Annotated in this window: 14 protein-coding genes; 6 read left to right on the top strand and 8 right to left on the bottom strand. The window is 63.4% G+C overall.

Going from position 1 to position 19,173, the window contains the following annotated elements; all coding sequences use genetic code 11:
• Nucleotides 1-37: 37 nt before the first annotated feature.
• The gene (map, locus tag AC4D1W_RS14545) at nucleotides 38-916 is read right to left on the bottom strand and encodes a type I methionyl aminopeptidase (RefSeq protein ID WP_490899194.1); all 879 of its coding nucleotides are present in this window, start codon (nucleotides 914-916) and stop codon (nucleotides 38-40) included.
• Nucleotides 917-980: 64 nt separating this feature from the next.
• Between map and AC4D1W_RS14540 the strand changes: the two genes are divergently transcribed.
• Complete coding sequence (locus AC4D1W_RS14540; protein WP_490892398.1) at nucleotides 981-1,145, top strand: SPOR domain-containing protein; 165 nt, start codon at nucleotides 981-983, stop codon at nucleotides 1,143-1,145.
• Between the two features lie 27 nt (nucleotides 1,146-1,172).
• Here AC4D1W_RS14540 and panB read toward each other — a convergent pair whose 3' ends face one another.
• The gene (gene panB, locus AC4D1W_RS14535; protein WP_490892397.1) at nucleotides 1,173-2,039 is read right to left on the bottom strand and encodes a 3-methyl-2-oxobutanoate hydroxymethyltransferase; all 867 of its coding nucleotides are present in this window, start codon (nucleotides 2,037-2,039) and stop codon (nucleotides 1,173-1,175) included.
• 206 nt (nucleotides 2,040-2,245) lie between these two features.
• On the opposite strand from panB, the gene AC4D1W_RS14530 reads away from it, so the two are divergent.
• A complete protein-coding gene (locus AC4D1W_RS14530; protein WP_490892396.1) occupies nucleotides 2,246-3,586 on the top strand; it encodes a glutamine synthetase family protein in 1,341 nt (446 codons plus the stop codon).
• A 17-nt stretch (nucleotides 3,587-3,603) separates the two neighbouring features.
• Nucleotides 3,604-6,621: a bifunctional [glutamine synthetase] adenylyltransferase/[glutamine synthetase]-adenylyl-L-tyrosine phosphorylase gene (locus tag AC4D1W_RS14525; RefSeq protein ID WP_490899193.1), complete on the top strand. Its 3,018-nt coding sequence runs from the start codon at nucleotides 3,604-3,606 to the stop codon at nucleotides 6,619-6,621.
• A gap of 67 nt (nucleotides 6,622-6,688) precedes the next feature.
• Here AC4D1W_RS14525 and glnA read toward each other — a convergent pair whose 3' ends face one another.
• Nucleotides 6,689-8,113: a type I glutamate--ammonia ligase gene (gene glnA / locus AC4D1W_RS14520; protein ID WP_490892394.1), complete on the bottom strand. Its 1,425-nt coding sequence runs from the start codon at nucleotides 8,111-8,113 to the stop codon at nucleotides 6,689-6,691.
• 310 nt (nucleotides 8,114-8,423) lie between these two features.
• Here glnA and AC4D1W_RS14515 point away from each other — a divergent pair, with 310 nt between their 5' ends.
• Entirely contained in the window at nucleotides 8,424-8,861 is a 438-nt protein-coding gene (locus tag AC4D1W_RS14515; protein ID WP_490899192.1) for an RDD family protein, read from the top strand.
• 49 nt (nucleotides 8,862-8,910) lie between these two features.
• Here AC4D1W_RS14515 and AC4D1W_RS14510 read toward each other — a convergent pair whose 3' ends face one another.
• The 3 genes from AC4D1W_RS14510 to lipB form a co-directional block, all read right to left on the bottom strand.
• Nucleotides 8,911-9,684 carry a DUF4191 domain-containing protein gene (locus AC4D1W_RS14510; RefSeq protein WP_490892392.1) on the bottom strand — a complete coding sequence of 258 codons (774 nt, stop codon included), beginning with the start codon at nucleotides 9,682-9,684 and terminating at the stop codon, nucleotides 8,911-8,913.
• A 92-nt stretch (nucleotides 9,685-9,776) separates the two neighbouring features.
• A complete protein-coding gene (gene lipA, locus AC4D1W_RS14505; protein WP_490892391.1) occupies nucleotides 9,777-10,778 on the bottom strand; it encodes a lipoyl synthase in 1,002 nt (333 codons plus the stop codon).
• Entirely contained in the window at nucleotides 10,775-11,497 is a 723-nt protein-coding gene (gene lipB / locus AC4D1W_RS14500; RefSeq protein WP_490899191.1) for a lipoyl(octanoyl) transferase LipB, read from the bottom strand. Before lipB ends, lipA begins: the two co-directional genes overlap by 4 nt.
• 103 nt (nucleotides 11,498-11,600) lie before the next feature.
• On the opposite strand from lipB, the gene AC4D1W_RS14495 reads away from it, so the two are divergent.
• Both AC4D1W_RS14495 and AC4D1W_RS14490 read left to right on the top strand, forming a co-directional pair.
• Nucleotides 11,601-13,259 (top strand): serine/threonine protein kinase, encoded by a 1,659-nt coding sequence (locus AC4D1W_RS14495; RefSeq protein ID WP_490899190.1) that lies wholly within the window; start codon nucleotides 11,601-11,603, stop codon nucleotides 13,257-13,259.
• Nucleotides 13,260-13,291: 32 nt separating this feature from the next.
• Nucleotides 13,292-16,708, top strand: coding sequence for a S41 family peptidase (locus AC4D1W_RS14490; RefSeq protein ID WP_490899189.1), 3,417 nt, complete (start codon nucleotides 13,292-13,294; stop codon nucleotides 16,706-16,708).
• A gap of 79 nt (nucleotides 16,709-16,787) precedes the next feature.
• Here the strand turns inward: AC4D1W_RS14490 and AC4D1W_RS14485 are convergent, their stop codons facing one another.
• Entirely contained in the window at nucleotides 16,788-17,219 is a 432-nt protein-coding gene (locus tag AC4D1W_RS14485; RefSeq protein WP_490892387.1) for an OsmC family peroxiredoxin, read from the bottom strand.
• 152 nt (nucleotides 17,220-17,371) lie between these two features.
• Nucleotides 17,372-19,150: a 2-oxoglutarate dehydrogenase, E2 component, dihydrolipoamide succinyltransferase gene (gene sucB / locus AC4D1W_RS14480; RefSeq protein ID WP_490899188.1), complete on the bottom strand. Its 1,779-nt coding sequence runs from the start codon at nucleotides 19,148-19,150 to the stop codon at nucleotides 17,372-17,374.
• Nucleotides 19,151-19,173: the final 23 nt, after the last annotated feature.

Raw genomic sequence — 19,173 nt, 5'->3', positions numbered from 1 at the left:
CAGCGCACAGGGTGGCGCGCAAGTGCTGCTGGTCTTGCTAGAGGAGCGTCAGCACGTCGGCGCCGGTCTCGGTCACCACCAGCGTGTGCTCGAACTGGGCGGTGCGCTTCCGGTCCTTGGTAACGACGGTCCAGTCATCGGCCCACATGTCCCACTCGATGGTTCCGAGGGTAAGCATGGGTTCAATGGTGAAGACCATTCCGGGTTCGATGATCCGGTTGTAGGCCGGCGCGGCATCATAATGGGGAATGATCAGCCCCGTGTGGAAGGCTTCGCCGACTCCGTGACCTGTGAAGTCCCGCACAACACCGTAGCCGAACCTCTTCGCGTAGGACTCAATGGCACGGCCGATGACGTTTATTTCGCGCCCGGGCGCAACCACCTTGATTGCCCTGTTCAGGGACTCCTGGGTGCGCTGGACCAGCAGACGCGATTCTTCGTCGACCTCGCCGACCAGGAACGTGTAGTTGGTGTCCCCGTGCACACCGTCAATGTAGGCGGTGATGTCAATGTTGATGATGTCGCCGTCGGTGAGCACAGTCGAGTCTGGAATGCCGTGACAGATGACCTCGTTGAGCGAGGAGCACAGCGACTTCGGGAACCCGCGGTAACCGAGCGTGGACGGGTAGGCTCCATGGTCGATTATGAACTGGTGCCCGACTGCATCCAGCTCATCTGTGGTGACGCCCGGCTTGATGTGGCGGCCGACCTCCTGAATAGCCTGTGCTGCGATCTTGCCCGCCCGACGGATCCGCTCGATCATCTCAGGGGACTTGACCTCGGACCCTTCGAACTTCGCGGGACCCGGCCGGCCCACATACTCCGGGCGCTGAATCGACGACGGCACCTTGCGGGGAGGGCTGAGGGTCCCCTGCGTGAGCGTGCCGACGGGTGCGGTAGAGGAATGGTGGGGCATACGCTAGATCCTATCGGTGTGGAACCACGGAGCCGAAAGTGAAAGTAAGACTAAGGAGGCCGCGATGGTGGAGTACTGGTATAACGTCCGAACGCATGAGGTTGAAGAGGACGCACAGTCCGACTGGAGCCAGCTCATTGGGCCATACCCCACACGGGCGGAAGCGGAGCGGGCGTTGGAAAAGGTACAGGAGCGCAACCGGGCCTGGGAGGCTCAGGATGAAGAATAGCGCGCCGCGGACCCCAAAGGGGTCTGCCTAGAAACTGTGCTCCGGGCCGGGAAAACTCCCGTCCCGGACCTGGTCGCCGTAAGCACGGGCAGCATCGGCGAGGACCGAGCGGACATCCGCGAACTGTTTGACGAACTTGGCCTGCTTACCCGAGCGCATGCCGGCCATGTCCTGCCACACCAGCACTTGCCCGGTGGTTGCCGAACCCGCCCCGATACCGATGGTCGGCACACTGACCGTCCGGTCAATTTCAGCCGCGACGTCGGCGGGCACCATTTCCATCAGCACGCAGAAGGCTCCCGCTTCGGCGAGGGCGACGGCGTCGTCAACCACTTGCCGGGCGGCGTCGCCCCTGCCCTGGACGCGGTAGCCGCCGAGTGAATGCTCGCTCTGCGGCGTGAAGCCGACGTGAGCCATAACGGGAATGCCTGCACGGACGATGGCGCGCACAGTATCCGCGTAATTGGCTCCACCTTCCATCTTCACGGCGTGCACGAGGCCTTCCTTCATCAGACGAACGGACGATTCGACGCCCTGCGCAGGAGAAACCTCATAGCTCCCGAACGGCAGGTCCGCGATCACAAGCGCGCGGCTCGCGCCCCTTGCCACTGCTCGGGAGAACAGGATCATCTCGTCGAGAGTGATAGGCAGGGTGGTGGCGTGACCCAATACGTTGTTCGCCGCTGAGTCCCCGACAAGGAGCACCTCTATACCGGCAGCATCGAAAATCTCGGCAGCGTACTGGTCGTAGGCTGTGAGCATGGCAAAGCGCCTGCCCTCGTCTTTCGCGGCCTGCAGATGATGGGTCCGGATCCGGGCCACCGGCGGGGAGGACGGCGTGCTGCCGGGCAGCGATCCGGTGCCGTAAGGGGCTGGGATTTCCGCGGAATTCATGACCACGAGCCTACTTCACGGGTAATGCCCGCGTAACACAAGCCCCGCATACTGTACGGGGCGTGGTTCCGGGGGACGAGGTTCCGCGTTGGCGTGGCATTGTCAGTAAAGTGAGCAGCGGACTGCGGAGCAGACGCTCCGGTTGTGGGGAGACCGTCGCGGCCGACGGGCAGTGGGAAAAGCTGTGAAGTGGGAAAGAGGTTGGAATGGATCGTCAGCAGGAGTTCGTCCTACGCACCATCGAGGAACGTGACGTCCGTTTCGTGCGGCTCTGGTTCACCGACGTCGTTGGCTCGCTGAAGTCGGTGGCGCTCGCGCCGGCGGAGGTAGAGGGTGCGTTCGAGGAGGGCCTCGGCTTCGACGGATCCTCGATCGAAGGGCTGGCGCGGGTCTTCGAGTCGGACATGCTCGCCCAGCCGGATCCCTCCACCTTCCAGATTCTTCCGTGGCGCGGTGAGAAAGAGCAGACGTCCCGGATGTTCTGCGACATCCTCACTCCCGACGGCCAGCCGTCGTCGGCCGATCCGCGTGGAGTGCTGAAGCGGACCCTGGCCAAAGCCGCCGACATGGGTTTCACGTGCTACACGCACCCAGAGATCGAGTTCTACCTGCTCAAGTCGGACGAGCTTGGCCCGGACGGCCAGCCCGTTCCCGTGGATCAGGCGGGATACTTCGACCACGTACCCGGCGGGGTTGCCCAGGACTTCCGGCGGACCGCCGTCGCGATGCTCGAGTCAGTCGGCATTTCAGTCGAGTTCAGCCACCATGAGGCAGGCCCGGGGCAGAACGAGATCGACCTCCGCTACGCCGACGCACTGCAGACCGCAGACAACATCATGACGTTCCGCACGGTGATCAAGGAGGTGGCGCTGACGCAGAACAGCTACGCAACGTTCATGCCCAAGCCTTTCTCCGACCACCCCGGCTCCGGCATGCACACACACTTTTCGCTGTTCGAGGGTGACACCAATGCGTTCTTCGAAGCGGGCGCCGAGTTCCAGCTCTCGAAAACGGCACGCCAGTTCATCGCCGGCATCCTGCACCATGCACCTGAATTCACCGCAGTAACGAACCAGTTCGTCAACTCCTACAAACGCCTGTGGGGCGGCGGTGAAGCTCCGAGCTACCTGTCCTGGGGACACAACAACCGATCCGCCCTGGTGCGGGTCCCGCTGTACAAGCCGAACAAGGGCCAGTCCGCACGCATCGAGTACCGCGGCATAGACTCGGCCACCAACCCTTACCTTGCATACTCTGTGCTGCTCGGTGCGGGCCTGAAGGGTATTGAAGAGGGCTACGATCTGCCGCCCGGAGCCGAAGACGACGTCTGGAGCCTCACAGCAGCGGAACGGCGTGCAATGGGCCACGATCCGTTGCCGGCCAGCCTGCACGACGCCGTCCGTGCCATGGAGGATTCCGAACTGGTTGCCGAAATCCTCGGCGAGCAGGTGTATGAGAATTTTCTCCGCAACAAACGTGCCGAGTGGCATGACTACCGGATCCAGGTGACCCCTTACGAACTGAGGCGCAACCTCGGGATCCTCTAGCCCGAAAGAAGCAGTACATGAGCCTGAACAGGGAACTGATCAGCAGGGGATTCACGGACCTCGACAAGAGCAGCCGCTTCCTCGCCGCTGCCGAACTTCGCGATATCCCCGAGGACAGGCTCTTCGCAGGGCTCATCCATGCCGCGAATCCCGACCTTGCGCTCCAGTCACTCGTGCGACTGCTCGCGGTCCAGCCGGGGATTCGCGACCTGTTGCAGGAGGACGACGCTGACCCGGAAGCGCTGTTCCGCCTGCTCGGAGCCTCCGAAGCTCTCGCGGAATTCCTGATGCGTCATCCGGAGCACGCCGATGTGGTCCGGATGAGGACCAGCGCTGAACCCGGAAGGGTGGACGCAGCATCACTGCGGACCTCCCTGCTGGCTTCCGTCGGCGCAGACGCCCGGGACAGTAATCCCGTAGCCGCTCAGACGGGGGAGGAAGCGTACCGCGCCTTGCGAACGCGCTACCGTCGCCATCTCACTGAACTGGCCATTCGGGACCTTGGTGCCGCGTCGCCGACCGATTTCCTTCCATCTGTCGGACAGGAACTTGCCGACCTCGCGGCAGCGGCGCTCGAAGCAGCTCTCGCGGTCGCACGCGCGGAACTTGCGGCGACCTTCCCTCCCGGGGATATTGCGTCCGTCCGGCTGGCCGTGATCGGGATGGGCAAATGCGGGGCAGGCGAACTCAACTACATCTCCGACGTCGACGTCATCTATGTCATCGAGGCGGATGGTCTGGGAGAGGACACCGCCGTCCGGATTGGGACAAGCCTTGCGGCGGGCATCTCGCGCGCAGTGACCTCGGCTGGCCGGGAACCGGGGCTCTGGGAGGTCGACGCGAACCTGCGCCCCGAGGGCAAGGACGGCCCACTGGTCCGCACCCTCGACTCGCATCTGATGTACTACGCGCGCTGGGCCCAGACCTGGGAGTTCCAGGCGCTGCTCAAGGCCCGTCCCATCGCAGGTGATCCGGGGCTGGGCGCGAGTTATGCTGCGGCGGTATCCGACCTGGTCTGGACGTCGTCGGAACGCGAGGGTTTCGTCGAGTCGGTGCAGGGAATGAGAAGGCGGGTCACGGACAATATCCCGTCCCACGAGGTCAACCGGCAGCTGAAGTTGGGCGCGGGCGGCCTTCGGGATGTCGAATTCACTGTGCAGCTGCTGCAGCTGGTCCACGGCAAAGTTGATGAATCACTCCGTACCCGAGCCACTACGGCAGCAATAGCAGCGCTGAGTTCGGCGGGCTATATCGGTCGGCGGGATGCCCGGGAGTTCGATGAGGCTTACCGGTTCCTCCGTGTGCTTGAACACCGAATTCAGCTCGTTCAGATGCGCCGCACCCACCTCATGCCTGAGGATGAGGCGAACCTCAAGGCGCTGGCGAAATCTTCGGCCAGCTCCCTGCTGGAGACGCGCCCGACGGCGGCTGCGCTCACCGAACAGTGGCACCAGACCAAGCGGCTTGTGCGGCGGTTGCATGAAGCGATCTTCTACCGGCCGCTGCTGAACGCCGCGGCAAACCTCAGTGCTGACGAGGTCCGTCTGACGCCGGAGGCCGCCCGCGCCCGGCTGGCGGCGCTCGGCTATCTCGATCCGCGCGGAGCGATGCGCCATATTGAGGCATTGACCACGGGGATCAGCCGTCGGTCGGCGTTGCAGCGGCAGTTGCTGCCGGTGCTCCTTGACTGGCTCGCCGACGGCGTGGACCCGGACGCCGGCCTGCTCGGATTCCGGCGCCTGAGCGAGTCGCTGGGGGAGACGCACTGGTATCTGGGGATGCTCAGAGACTCGAGGGCCGCAGCCGAGCGTTTGTGTCACATTCTTTCCTCAAGTCGTTTCATCACAGACCTGCTCGAGGTCTCTCCTGAATCGACAAAGTGGCTTGGCTCCGACGAAAAGCTGCTGCCGCTGCCGTTCGAGGCTCAATGGCAGGAAATCCAGTCAAAGATGTCCCGACACCCAGCGCCAAAGGAGGCGATGCGCCTCATCCGGCTGATCCGGCGCCGGGAGATTTTGCGGATCGCAATCGCGGACAGCTCAGGGTTGCTGACTCAGGAGGATGTGGGTCCGGCGCTGGCGGACGCCGATCGGGCGGCCGTCCTCGGCGCGCTCAACGTTGCCGAAGCGAAGGTGTACGCCGGGGAGCAGCCGCTGACCGACGTCGTCGTCATCGCCATGGGACGCCAAGGCGGACGCGAGATCACCTATGGATCCGACGCCGACGTCATGTATGTGCACCGGCCGCGTGACGGAGCCGACCCCGCGGCCGCGCAGACCCAGGCCGAGGGAATCGTCGGTCAACTGCGCCAACTACTGCAGCAGCCCTGCACGCCGCCGATTCTCGCGGAACGGGTCCTCGAGGTGGACGCGGACCTGCGGCCAGAGGGCAAGCAGGGACCCATGGTGCGCTCCCTGGAGTCTTTCCGTGAGTACTACCGGCGCTGGTCCCTGGTCTGGGAGTCGCAGGCACTGCTGCGCGCGCTGCCCATGGCAGGCAATGACCAGCTGGCCGCCGACTTTGTGCAGCTCATTGATCCGCTGCGCTACGAGCGGGACGTTACGGAAGCCGACCTGCGCGAGATACGGCGCATCAAGGCGCGCATGGAATCCGAACGGCTGCCGCGCGGCGCGGACCCATCGCGCCATCTGAAGCTGGGCAGAGGAGGGCTGAGTGACGTTGAGTGGCTCATCCAGCTACTGCAATTGCAGCACGCCCGCGGTATACCGGCGCTGCGGACCACCTCAACCCTCGAGGCGATGGTGGCGGCGGAGGAGCACGGGCTCCTGCCGGCCGACGACGTCGCTACCCTGCGAGCGAGCTGGCGGCTCGCCTCCCGTGTGAGGGCTGCTAACACTGTATGGGGTGGCAAGCAGTCCGATGTGCTGCCGTCCTCCCGCCGCGACCTCGAAGCGGTGGCCCGCTGGTGCGGCTACGGACCGGGGAAAGGGACGCAGCTTGAAGAGGACTATCTGCGGTTGACCCGCCGGAGTCGCGCGATTTTCGAGCGCTATTTCTACGGCTACGGCGACTGACGCCGTCGCACCTTAAACAGCAGAAGGGCCGCACCGAAATGCGACCCTTCTGCTGTTGTCTGTCTTATTAGACGCCGTAGTACAGCTCGAACTCATACGGGTTCGGGCGTAGGGCGAGCGGGGTGATCTCCACTTCGCGCTTGTACGCGATCCAGGTATCGATCAGGTCCTGGGTGAATACACCGCCTGCCTGAAGGAACTCGTTATCGGCTTCCAGGGCCAGGAGCGCTTCCTCGAGGGAACCCGGAGCCTTCTGGATGTCCTTGGCCTCCTCTGCGGGGAGCTCGTAGAGGTCCTTGTCGATCGGGTCCGCCGGCTCGATCCGGTTCTTGATTCCGTCAAGGCCGGCCATCAGCTGCGCCGCGAAGGCCAGGTAAGGGTTGGAGGACGGATCCGGAGCGCGGAACTCGATGCGCTTCGCCTTCGGGTTGGAACCGGTGATCGGGATCCGGATGCCGGCCGATCGGTTACCCTGCGAGTACACCATGTTGACGGGGGCCTCAAAGCCCTTGACCAGACGGCGGTACGAGTTGACCGTCGGGTTGGTGAAGGCGAGTACTGCCGAAGCGTGCTTGAGGAGCCCGCCGATGTACCAGCGGGCAAGATCCGAGAGCCCGGCGTAGCCACGCTCGTCGTAGAACAACGGATCGCCGTTGCTCCACAGTGACTGGTGGCAGTGCATGCCGGACCCGTTGTCGCCGAAGATCGGCTTGGGCATGAACGTCGCTGACTTCCCCCAAGCGTTGGCAACGTTTTTGATGATGTACTTGAACTTTTGCAGGTCGTCAGCTGCGTGCACCATGGTGGTGAACTTGTAGTTGATCTCGGCCTGACCTGCACCGCCGACCTCGTGATGCGAACGCTCAACCTCAAGGCCGACCGCGTCCAGCTCGACACACATTGCGTCGCGGAGGTCAGCTTGCTTGTCCACGGGAGCTACGGGGAAGTAGCCGCCCTTGAACGGGGTCTTGTAGCCGAGGTTGCCGCCGACTTCCTCACGGCCGGTGTTCCACGGCGCTTCGATCGAGTCGACCTTGTAGAAGCTGCCCTGCGGGCTGGACTCGTACTGAACGTTCTCGAAGATGTAGAACTCTGCCTCGGGAGCGAAGAACGCGGTGTCCGCGATGCCAGTCGATGCCAGGTAGGCCTCCGCACGCTCGGCGACGCCACGCGGATCGCGGTGGTAAGGGTCACCGGTGCGGGGATTCACGATGGAGAAGTTCAGCGCAAGGGTCTTTTCGATCCGGAACGGGTCGATGAATGCGGTGGTAACGTCCGGAATCAGCTGCATGTCGGATTCCGCAATGCCCTGGAAACCGCGGATGGACGATCCGTCGAACAGCTGGCCGTGGATGAAGAAGTCAGCATCGACGGACTTCGCAGGGACGTTGAAGTGCTGCTGCACGCCTGGAAGATCGGTGAAACGAATATCGACAAATTTCACATCTTCGTCGGCGATGTACTTGAGGACTTCGTCCGCATTTTTGAACATCGGATTATGCTCCTAACGCATATTCGGGGGAGAGCGACCGGGGCCGGTAGCGCGGGGGAAACGCCGCAAGGCTTAACCTGCTGCGGTCGCAACAGCCTCCACACTATGAATGCGCAGTTACCCACTGGTGTCGCAAATGTTTCCGGCATGTAACTTAAGTGGGCCGCCGCGCATCGGTGCTCGTGTTACACCCTATCGGTTTCTCCACTGCACTCCTCTCGGCACACCACTGGTTGCGGCGGCGTATGCTGCCGGTGGGTGTCCGTTCGCGAGCCCTCGGGGCGGCGAGGCACGCAGGTAGAGTGGAGAGGTGATAGACCGCAGAGACATCAGTTCTTGGCTGGAAGGGCCTCCGTCGCGCGGTGAAGGCCACTGGCCTGGTCAGCGCCTCGGCAGGCCGAGGGTCGGCGCCGGGTCCATTGCCCGCCCGGGACGCAGGCTGGGTGCACTTTTAGTCGACTGGGCGCTGAGCAGCCTGATCTCGGCAGCATTCTTCAACTACGACAGCTTGGCAACACTCGGCATTTTCGCGCTTGAACAGATGCTGCTGGTCGGCACGCTCGGATACAGCATTGGGCACCGCGCCTTCGGCATGCAGGTACAGAGACTGGAATGCAAGCCAGCTGGTCTCGGCGCCGCCATCGTGCGCACGCTTTTGATCTGTCTGGTGATTCCCGCGGTGGTTTTCGATGAGGATCAGCGCGGATTGCATGACCGGGCCGTCGGCACGGTGCTGGTGCGGATCTAGCGCTGGTGCATATTTAGCCGGTGCGGATCAAGAGCACCGGCCCGCTCATCTAGCGGCCCCGGGCTGCCTTGCGGTCCGGGCGCGCTTTGAAGGGATCTACGCCCTTGGGGATGGGCATCCGTGTTGCAAGCGCGCTGAGACGCTTGTCGACGGCGGATACTTCCTGTTTGGTGAGGTTCTTCTTCATCTTCTGCAGCGTCTTGGAGAGGCGCTGCAGTGGGACCTGGCCTTCGCCTTTGCCGGCGTGTACCACGTGGACCGGGACACCAGGAACGATCCTGTTCATTTTGACCCGCTCCGCGTTGACCAGCGGCTTGACGCGGGTGATCGGACCTTCGGCGACGAGTACGATCCCCGGGCGTCCGATTGCGCGGAAGACGGCATCCTGGGTGCGGGCGTTCACCGCCACCGGCTCATCCTTCAGGATCCAGCCACGGCGCAACACGCTGAGGGCCGCTCCTGCACCTCCGGGCTTTCCCTCGATCTGCGCGAAGGCAGCGCGTTCCGCGCGCCTGGACAGAATGAAGAGTGCAGCCAGGAATGCCAGCGGGACGGCGATGAGGAGCATAGTGATTACGTTGTTGATGAGGAATCCGACGAGGAGTCCAACGGCAACTACGGCCAGGAAGGCCAGCACCATAATCCAGACAACGTTGGGATCGTTGCGCCGCGTCATCGCGAACACTTCACCGATCCGCTTGAATGTCCCCGGCTTCTTCGGGGGCTTGTCCGCCTTCGGTTTACGCGAGAAAGGACGGCGCCGTCGCTTCGATCCGTCAGCGTCGAAAGGAGTGCTGGAACTGTTGTCAGTACTGTTGGCCATAGTGCCTTAAGTCTACGGGATACCCAACGCGCATCGGACGTTCGCGCGTTGGCGCGAACGTCCGATGAACTGATGGATCAGCTGTTGCCGTGTTACCCGGCGAGGAGACTGGACGCTTCCTGGAGGGTGCTTCCCGAGTCCTCGATGTGGGCCAGCTCCGGTGGGAGCTCGAGACCCTTCTTGCGCATCGCCCGTGCCCAGAGCCGGCCAGCGCGGTAGGAGGATCGAACCAATGGGCCGCTCATGACACCCAGGAAGCCGATCTCGTCTGCCTCCTGCTGAAGCTCCACGAATTCCTGTGGTTTGACCCAGCGGTCCACTGGGAGGTGTCGTTCGCTGGGACGCAGATACTGGGTGATGGTGATCAGATCGCAGCCGGCAGCGTGAAGGTCCCGGAGCGCTTCCGAGATTTCGGCGCGGGTCTCGCCCATGCCGAGAATGAGGTTGGACTTCGTGACCATGCCCTGGTCTCTGCCCTGCGTGATGACATCCAGCGAACGCTCGTAACGGAACGCGGGACGAATTCGCTTGAAGATGCGCGGGACTGTCTCCACATTGTGCGCGAAGACCTCCGGGCGTGCCTCGCAGATGCCGGTGATGTGTTCCGGATTGCCCGAGAAGTCAGGAATCAGAATCTCGACGCCGGTTCCCGGGTTGAGCGCATGGATCTGGCGGATGGTCTCGGCGTAGAGCCACACTCCCTCGTCCTCGAGGTCGTCGCGTGCCACTCCTGTGACCGTTGCGTAACGCAGGTTCATTGACTGGACCGATTGGGCAACCTTGAACGGCTCACTGCGGTCAAGAGGAGCCGGCCGTCCGGTGTCAATCTGGCAGAAGTCACAGCGTCGGGTGCATTCGGAGCCGCCGATCAGGAATGTTGCTTCCCGGTCTTCCCAGCATTCGAAAATGTTGGGACATCCTGCTTCCTCGCAGACGGTGTGCAGTCCTTCCTTTTTCACCAGGTTCTTCATGGCCACGAATTCGGGACCGATATTTACCTTGGCTTTGATCCAGTCAGGCTTGCGCTCGACTGGAACGGCTGCGTTCCGTGCTTCGACGCGCAGCAGGCGTCTTCCCTCGGGGGCCAAACTCACAGTAAAGCTCCTTCCGGCCGGTCGTTGGCGACGGCCTGTGCTGTCCCGGGTACTAGGGGGTTGCCTTCGGCACCGAGCACCAGTGACGTCTCATTGTTGCGCAGTTCTTCTTCGATCCGAGAAACGATGTCGGCGGGCAACACCGTTCGGCCGAGTTCCTGGGAGATGCTCGTTACTCCGGCGTCCGTGATTCCGCAGGGCACGATCTGGGCGAAAGGCGAGAGGTCATTACTGCAGTTGATTGCAAATCCATGCATAGTCACCCGCCGGTTGATGCGAATTCCGATGGCAGCAATTTTCCGTGCCGGTCCGCGGTGATCGGCGGCCAGCCACACGCCCGACCTCCCCTCGATACGAATGCCCGTGACGCCGTAGTCGCTCAAAACGGCAATGATGACATCCTCGAGGATTCCCACGTAGTCAGCGACGCGGGTGGGTTCGGGAAGGGCAAGGATGGGATAGCCCACCAGCTGGCCCGGTCCGTGCCAGGTCAGTTTGCCGCCCCGGTCCACTGGAACAACGGGAGTGCCGTCGAAAGGCTTTTCGTGCTCTTCGGTCCGTTTTCCCGCGGTGTATACGGGGGAGTGCTCGAGGAGGAGAACGGTACTCGGCGACGTCCCTGCAACAACCGATTCATGCAGAGCCTTCTGCCGGTCCCATCCTTCGAGATAGTCGACGAAGTGGGGGTCGAATCCGATTCGGGCGAACTCCAGAGTCATTCCTCAAGGGTAGACCCGGGCAGCGGTGTTCTCACATTCGCAGGGATGGTGGGGGTGTGGATAACTCCTGCACGGTGAACGGTGATGGCCAAGACTGGTGATTATGGATAATTTCCTTCGCCAAACCGCAGCTGGGCAGGCAGCGGGGTCCACGTGCAGCCCCGAGCCGCAAGCGCCCCCGAGGCTAGGCGGTTACCGTACCGGGAGGCTGCTCGGCATTGGCAGAAGCTCACGAGTCTGGCTGGTAGAGGAGGAGCGCACAGGTGCCAGCAGGGCACTGAAAGTATTTCCCGGCCCCCCGGACGACGAGGAACAGCTGGCACAGCTGAATCGGGAGAGCACAGTGTTGGGCACACTGGACCACCCACACCTCCTGGGAATCCATGGCGTCGTCTCCACCGACCAGGGCTCGGCGATCCTCATGGAATACGCCGGCGGGGGTTCGCTTCTGAATCTCGTGACTGCCCGCGGGCGCTTGAGTGTCGGCGAATGTATTACCGTCCTCGCGCCGATTGCCCAGGCGCTGGCACGCCTCCACGCCGCATCCGTTCAGCACGGTGATGTGTCGCCGGGAAATGTGTTGTTCACGGCAGAAGGGAGACCGCTACTCGCTGACCTGGGAGTGGGCCGCCTTCTCGGTGAAGCGAATGTACGTGCCGCCGGCACACCGGGTTTCGGTGAAGAAGACCATGGAGAAGGCCATGCCGCCGGTTTCGCCTCCGACGTGTTCTCGCTCGCTGCGGTCGGCTGGTACTCGCTAACCGGGAGCCCGCCCGGCCGGGGGAAGGACCGGGCGCCGCTCAGCTTGCTCGTGCCTGAAGTACCGCTGGAACTGCTCCACATTCTTGAAGCCGGGTTACACGAAGATTCGGAAGAACCCCCCACCGCTGCCGAAATGGCGGAGACTGTCTTGCGCTCGGCAGCTCCGCAGCCTCTGGACCTCGTAACTGCGGTGCATCCCTCTGTTCTCCCTGAGCTGCTTACCCGGCGCGCTGCAGCCAACAAGGTGGAGAGTCCACGGCGCGGGTTTTCCGTGGTTCTCGAGCGGTTTCGCTCAAGCAGGCCCGCACCGCGGCGTGTTGAGTTACGCCCCCAGCCCCGAGAGGCGGGTCGCCGTAGAGTACGGGTTCGTCGGCAGCCACGCATCCCTCGGAGCGCGGCGGTGCCGCGGGTCGCTGCCGCACTGCTTGTGCTGTGCGGAGCGCTGCTGGGCGGCCCGTACCTTCTCAAAGAGATCGGACTAACAACGGGTGGGGCGGCTCAGGAGCCAGTAGCGGTTGAGGAAGTGATCGGAGCGAAGAGCGGTTCGACTGGACAGGCGCCGGGCACGGAACTCTCTGCCGAGATGCGGGAAAGGCTGGACGACGCGGATCCGGTTAAGGCCCTTTCCGCCCTTATAACAGTGAGAGCAATGGTCCTGACAACTGGAAATGCCGGGCTCCTGTCAGACGTGAACGTCAACGAATCAGAGGCAATGAAGGCTGACCAGGAGCTCCTGTCGGGGCTCAATGAGCGCGGCCACGTATTCAGGGGTCTGAGCATCCGCCTTCAGGAGGCAGTTCTCACGGACTCGATCAACGTTCCGGAAGGCGCAACAGCCGTGAGTGCGACGGTAATCATGTCGGGATACACGGAGATGGACAGCGCAGGCGCAGCGGTGCGCCAGGTCACCGATTCGACGCCGCAGGAACTCGTCTTTGTGCTCGTGAAGCAGGAGGAGACGTGGAAAATCGCCGGTGTGCACAACCAGGGCGGCGTCTGAGAGCCCTACTCCCGTGTGGTTATGATCGGGTAATGGCTCCCTCTCACTATCTGCGCTATCCGCATCTGTCCGGTGATCTCGTCACATTCGCAGCAGAAAACGACATTTGGGTTGCTCCGGTGTCCGGAGGACGCGCCTGGCGGATATCGGCGCTCCAGCAGCCAGTGCGGAGTCCGAGATTTTCGCCTTACGGGTCCACCATCGCGTGGACAGTGGTACAGGGCGCTGCACCCGAGGTTGTTGCAGCCGATACCGACGGCGGCAATTTTCGCCGACTCACATACTGGGGCCACCAGAGCACCAGGGTGAAGGGTTTCACCGCGGACGGTCAGATCATTGCAACGAGCGCGTTCCGCCACGAGGACCCACGGCACACCTGGGCGTACAAACTGCCTGCCGATGGTTCCGCGGGCAGCGTTGTGCCCTACGGACCCCTCGACGCCATCGTCTACGGCGAAGCGGTCGGGGATGAGCGTCCTGTCGTCATCGGCAGCGTGATCACCCGGGAACAGGCCTGGTGGAAGCGCTACCGCGGGGGTACTGCGGGCAAGTTCTGGATCGATGCGGACGGGTCGGGTGATTTTAGCCGCTTCCTTCCCGAACTGGACGGCAACCTGGCGGATCCCATGTGGGTTGGCGGGCGGCTGGCGTTTCTGTCCGACCACGAGGGATACGGCAACCTTTATTCGGTGAGTGCGAACGGCCAGGACCTTCGGCGCCACACGGACCATGAGGAGTTCTACGTTCGGCACGCAAGCACTGATGGGAGTCGCGTGGTGTACGAATCGGCGGGAACGCTTTGGCTTCTCGACAAACTCGACACCGAAGCGCAGCTTTTGGACATCACGCTGGGTTCGGCTTCCACCGGCCGCCGCCCCCAGCCGCTCAACGTCGCGCGCCATCTTGCAGCCGCAGTTCCGGTCGATGACGGGCGGGCCAGCGTCGTTGAGTCGCACGGAACTCTCCACCTGCTCACCCATCGTGACGGGCCTTCCAGGGTTGTGGACGCAACCGCGGGCGTGCGTGCCCGGCTCGGCAAGCCCATGGGAGTTGACAGAGTTGCGTACATTGCTGACCATGACGGTGAAGAGTCGCTGTACATCCGCAATGTGTTCGAGGTCGACCTTCCTGCCGGGAACGATCATGGCCTTCCGGAAGCCCGCACAGCGGATGACGGTTTGCCGGCGCCCGTGCCGGCTGCCCAACGGGATGGTTCCAGCGGAGACCAGGAGGCTGCCGAGCCGGACCCCACTGCTGATGCTGGAGCGCCGGACGCCGCCGTCGTCGTCGCGCAGGACCAGGCCGGCAGCGCCGCACTGTCCAGCATTCCCTTTGAAGGGAAGTTCAGGGCGAGCAATCTTGCGGTGAGTCCCGATGGCAAGGTCATCGCGGTCGCAGGCGAGATGGGGGAAATACTCGTCCATGAGGTGGGCAGCGCCGATTTCTTCACCCTGTCGACGACGTCCCACGGCGCAATCGACGACCTCGCATTCTCTCCTGACTCCGCCTGGCTGGTCTGGGCGGAGCCCGTAACGGGCGAGGGAGCACGCACCCGCATCCGGTTGGCCCGAGCCGCCAGGGATGCACAGATCCTCAACGTAACCGATGGGCGCTTCCGTGACCACGCGCCGTCATTCACGCCCGACTGCCGGTTCATTGCCTTCCTTTCAGACCGCAGCTTCGATCCGGTGTATGACACCCACCGTTTCGATCTCAGCTTTCCCAGCTCAACCAAACCGTTCCTAGTGGCGCTTGCTGCCGGTACGGCTTCACCGTTCGGACCGGCAGTTCACGACCGGCCGGCGCCTGCTGCCGAGAAGGACGAGTCCGGGCCTGTCGTCGAGGTTGCGGCGGAACGCCTTGCCGAACGGATCATCCCTGTGCCGGTGCCGCAGGGGTCGTATGAGGGCCTGCGGGCCATCGAGAACGCGCTGCTCTGGGTAGCAGCCGACACAATGGGGATCACCGGAGACGGCCGCGCCACCACCGATGCCAAGGAGCCTGCCAAGCGGCTCGAACGCTTCGACATGGTCAAGCGGGAAACGACAACGCTGGTGCAGGAGGCGGACTCCTTTGAGGTCAGCGGCGACGGCAAACGGGCTGTGGTCATCCGCGCCGGAGCCGTTACAGCGGTGCCGACGTCCGGTCCGGCTGATCCTGATTCAACCGAGCGGGTCACTGTGGACCTCAACCGCATCCGCGTTCTGCTCGATCCGCCCAGCGTATGGCGTCAGGCTTTCGAGGACGCCTGGCGTCTCCAGAGGGACTTCTTCTGGGCCGAGGACATGGGAGGCCTTGACTGGGAGACTGTAGGTGATCGCTACCGGCCGCTGTTGGACCGCATCGGGTCACACGATGACCTTGTGGATGTCCTCTGGGAGCTTCATGGTGAACTCGGTACGTCCCACGCTTATGTAACCCCGGCACTTGTCAGCGAGCCGGGCGCCGGCGCGCAGGGTTTCCTCGGTGCCGAGCTCAGTCGGTCCGAGCGCGGCTGGCGGGTGGACCGTATCTTCGCCGGCGAATCGTCGGACCCGCAGGCGGCCGCGCCGCTGGCTGCTCCCGGAGTGGCCGTGGAACCCGGAGATATCATCCAGGCGGTCGACGGCGTTCCTGTTCCTCCCGAACTTGGCCCGTCTGTCCTTCTGACCGGAGCGGGCGGGCGCGCTGTTGAGCTCACGGTCGCAAGACACGACGACGACGGCGGTCAGCCTGCAATGCGCAGAGTGGCGGTCGTCCCGCTGCGCAGCGAAGAACGGCTCCGCTACCAGAACTGGGTGAACGCGAACCGCACGATCGTGCACGAGGCCTCCGACGAGCGCTTCGGATACCTCCACATCCCCGACATGGTTGCACGCGGGTGGGCGCAGCTGCACAGGGACCTCGACCGCGAGACCGCTCGTGACGGGCTCATCATCGATGTGCGTCGCAATCGCGGAGGGCACACGTCGCAATTGGTGGCTGAACTCATCGGACGCAAGGTCACTGCCTGGTCGCTTCCGCGAGGCGAACAGCCCGGAACCTACCCCGCGCACGCACCCCGTGGCCCCGTAGTGATCCTGACCGATGAGTTCGCGGGGTCCGACGGCGACATCATCACGCAGGTCGCGAAGCTTCGGGGCATCGGGCCGGTCATCGGTACGCGCACGTGGGGCGGCGTCGTCGGGATTGACGGGCGGTTCAAGCTGGCTGACGGTACCGGTGTCACGCAACCCCGCTACGCCTTCTGGATGACCGGAGGCGTGGACTGGGGCGTGGAGAACTACGGAGTGGATCCAGATATCGAGGTGCCGTTTCCACCGCACGCTTACGCCTCCCAGGAGGATCCGCAGCTGGAGCACGCCGTCGGTATTCTCCGCGAGATGCTGGAGGAACTGCCTACGGACGTGCCGCCGGTCCGGAACAACTACCCGAACCTGGCTCCACCGCCGCTCCCGCCCCGCCGCTGAATACCGGCAATACACAGGGCGCCCCGTTCACCGCTGACGGTGAAGGGGGCGCCGTGCTTATTGCGTGGTGGTACGGGGATCAGGACTCGAGAGTGGCGTCCAGAGAAATGTCCTTGACAGCCGCGAGGGCCTGCGACACGGGGCACCCATTCTTCGCATCGTTCGCGAGGCGCTGGAAGTCCTCCTCACTCAGGTCGGGCACAGATGCCTTCACCGTCAGACGGATGGCAGTGATGCCGGCGCCCGGCTGGAAATCGACCTCGGCATTGGTCTCAATGCGCTCAGCGGTCTTACCTTCCTCACTAAGCGCAAGGCTGAATGCCATGGAAAAGCATGCCGAGTGTGCAGCTGCAATCAGTTCTTCCGGGCTCGTCTTGCCTTCAGCCTGCTCCGCGCGGGCCTTCCACGTGACGTCGTAGGTGCCGACGCCGGACGTGTCGAGTGATACCTGCCCTGATCCAGTGGGCAGATCACCGGACCAGATAGCGTGTGCTGAGCGTGTGGTAGCCATGAGTTCTCCTGTTCAATGGTTGAATCATGCGCACCGGACGGGAAGTCCGGTGTTTCCCCATCAGTTCGACAGGGAAGTCTGTGCGGCCACGTGAAAGACAGAAAGCAGCGCCCCGAGAAACCGGAACGCTGCCTTCTACATTTCCGTGGCGATTACAGGCCGAGATCGGCCTCGAATGCCCCATCCTCAAGACGGGTCTTCAACGACTGCAGGAACCTGCCCGCGTCTGCGCCGTCCACCAGACGGTGATCATAGGTGAGGCACAGGTACATCATGGAACGGATCGCGATGGTGTCTTCACCGTCAGCGTCGGTAACCACCACCGGACGCTTGACGATGGCACCTGTTCCCAGGATGCCGACCTGCGGCTGGTTGATGATCGGAGTGTCGAACAGGGCCCCGACGGAACCAATGTTGGTGATGGTGAAGGTTCCACCGGAAAGCTCATCGGGTCCGATCTGACCGGTGCGGGTGCGTGCACCAACATCGGCGATCTTCTTGGCAAGACCAGCCAGATTGAGGTTGCCGGCATCGTTGATGACCGGGACCAGCAGGCCCTTTTCGGTGTCCACTGCGATAGCCAGATGCTCGGCGTCGTGGTAAGTGACTTCCTTGGCATCTTCGTCGAACGATGCATTCAGTTTGGCGTGCTGCTTCAGCGCCTCCGTCACTGCCTTGGCAATGAAAGGCAGGAAGGTCAGCTTGGCTCCATTCTGCGCCTGGAAGTTGTCCTTGGCCTTCGAGCGGAGGCGGGCTACTCGAGTCATGTCGACCTCGATGACCTGGGTGAGCTGCGCAGAAGCTTCCAGCGACTCCCGCATGCGCCGTGCGATGGTCTGGCGGATCCGCGGAGCCTTCTCTACGGTGCCACGCAGCTTTGAGGCCGCCGGAGCAGCAGGTGCGGGTGACGCTGCGGCTGAGGCAGCACTCGGGGTGTCCTGCTTCGGGGTCTTCTCGGCTTCGGCAGCCTCGAGGACATCCTGCTTGCGGATGCGTCCGCCAACGCCCGTGCCCTTGATCGATCCCAGATCCACGCCGTGCTGATTGGCGAGCTTGCGAACCAGGGGAGTGACGTATACGGAATCCGTTCCGGAGGACTCCTCCTTCGGCTTCTCCGCGGCTGCGGGGGCGGGAGTATCCTCGGCAGGAGTCGGCTCGGCGCTCTTGGCCGGTTCCGGCTGGGACTCAGTCTGGGCCGCCGCCGGTTCAGCTGCGGGCTCCTCGCGCTCGGTTGAAGGCGCAGCGGCAACTGGTTCGGCCGACTTCGGCTCAGCCTGCGCTGGGGCGGCGCTGCCGGAGCCGATCACGGCGAGAACAGATCCCACTTCAGCAGTCTCGTCCTCGTTGACCCGGATCTCCTGAAGCGTTCCGGCAACAGGGGAGGGAATCTCGGTGTCTACCTTGTCGGTGGAGACCTCGAGGAGCGGCTCATCAACCTCTACCTCGTCGCCGACCGCCTTGAGCCAGCGCGTGACGGTTCCTTCGGTGACGCTTTCTCCGAGCGCGGGCAGAGTAACTTCGGTTCCCTGTCCGCCGCCCTCGCTGCCACCGGACTCCGAGGGCTGCTCCTCGGCCGGGGCGGCTGCTTCCTCGCCGCCCTGTCCCTCTGATTCCGCAGACTGCTTCTGCTGGTCTTCCTCTGCAGGAGCCTCCGTAGCCGACCCGCCGTCATCCGAACTTCCAGAACCACCCGAACCGTCGCCGATCCTTACGAGAGGAGCACCTACCTCGGCTGTCTCGTCTTCGGCGACAAGGATCTCCTCGATGACACCGGCAATCGGGGATGGGATCTCTGTATCGACCTTGTCTGTTGATACCTCGAGCAGGGGCTCGTCAACCTCAACGCGGTCGCCGACTTGCTTGAGCCAACGGGTAACGGTACCCTCAGTGACGCTCTCGCCCAGGGCCGGTAAGTTCACGGATTCAGACATGGTGTCCGGTTCTCCTTGTTCGT

Source organism: Arthrobacter sp. TJ-170, assembly GCF_058269305.1.
Note: the sequence above shows the minus strand (reverse complement) of the source record. Positions and strands in the feature narration are given on the sequence as shown.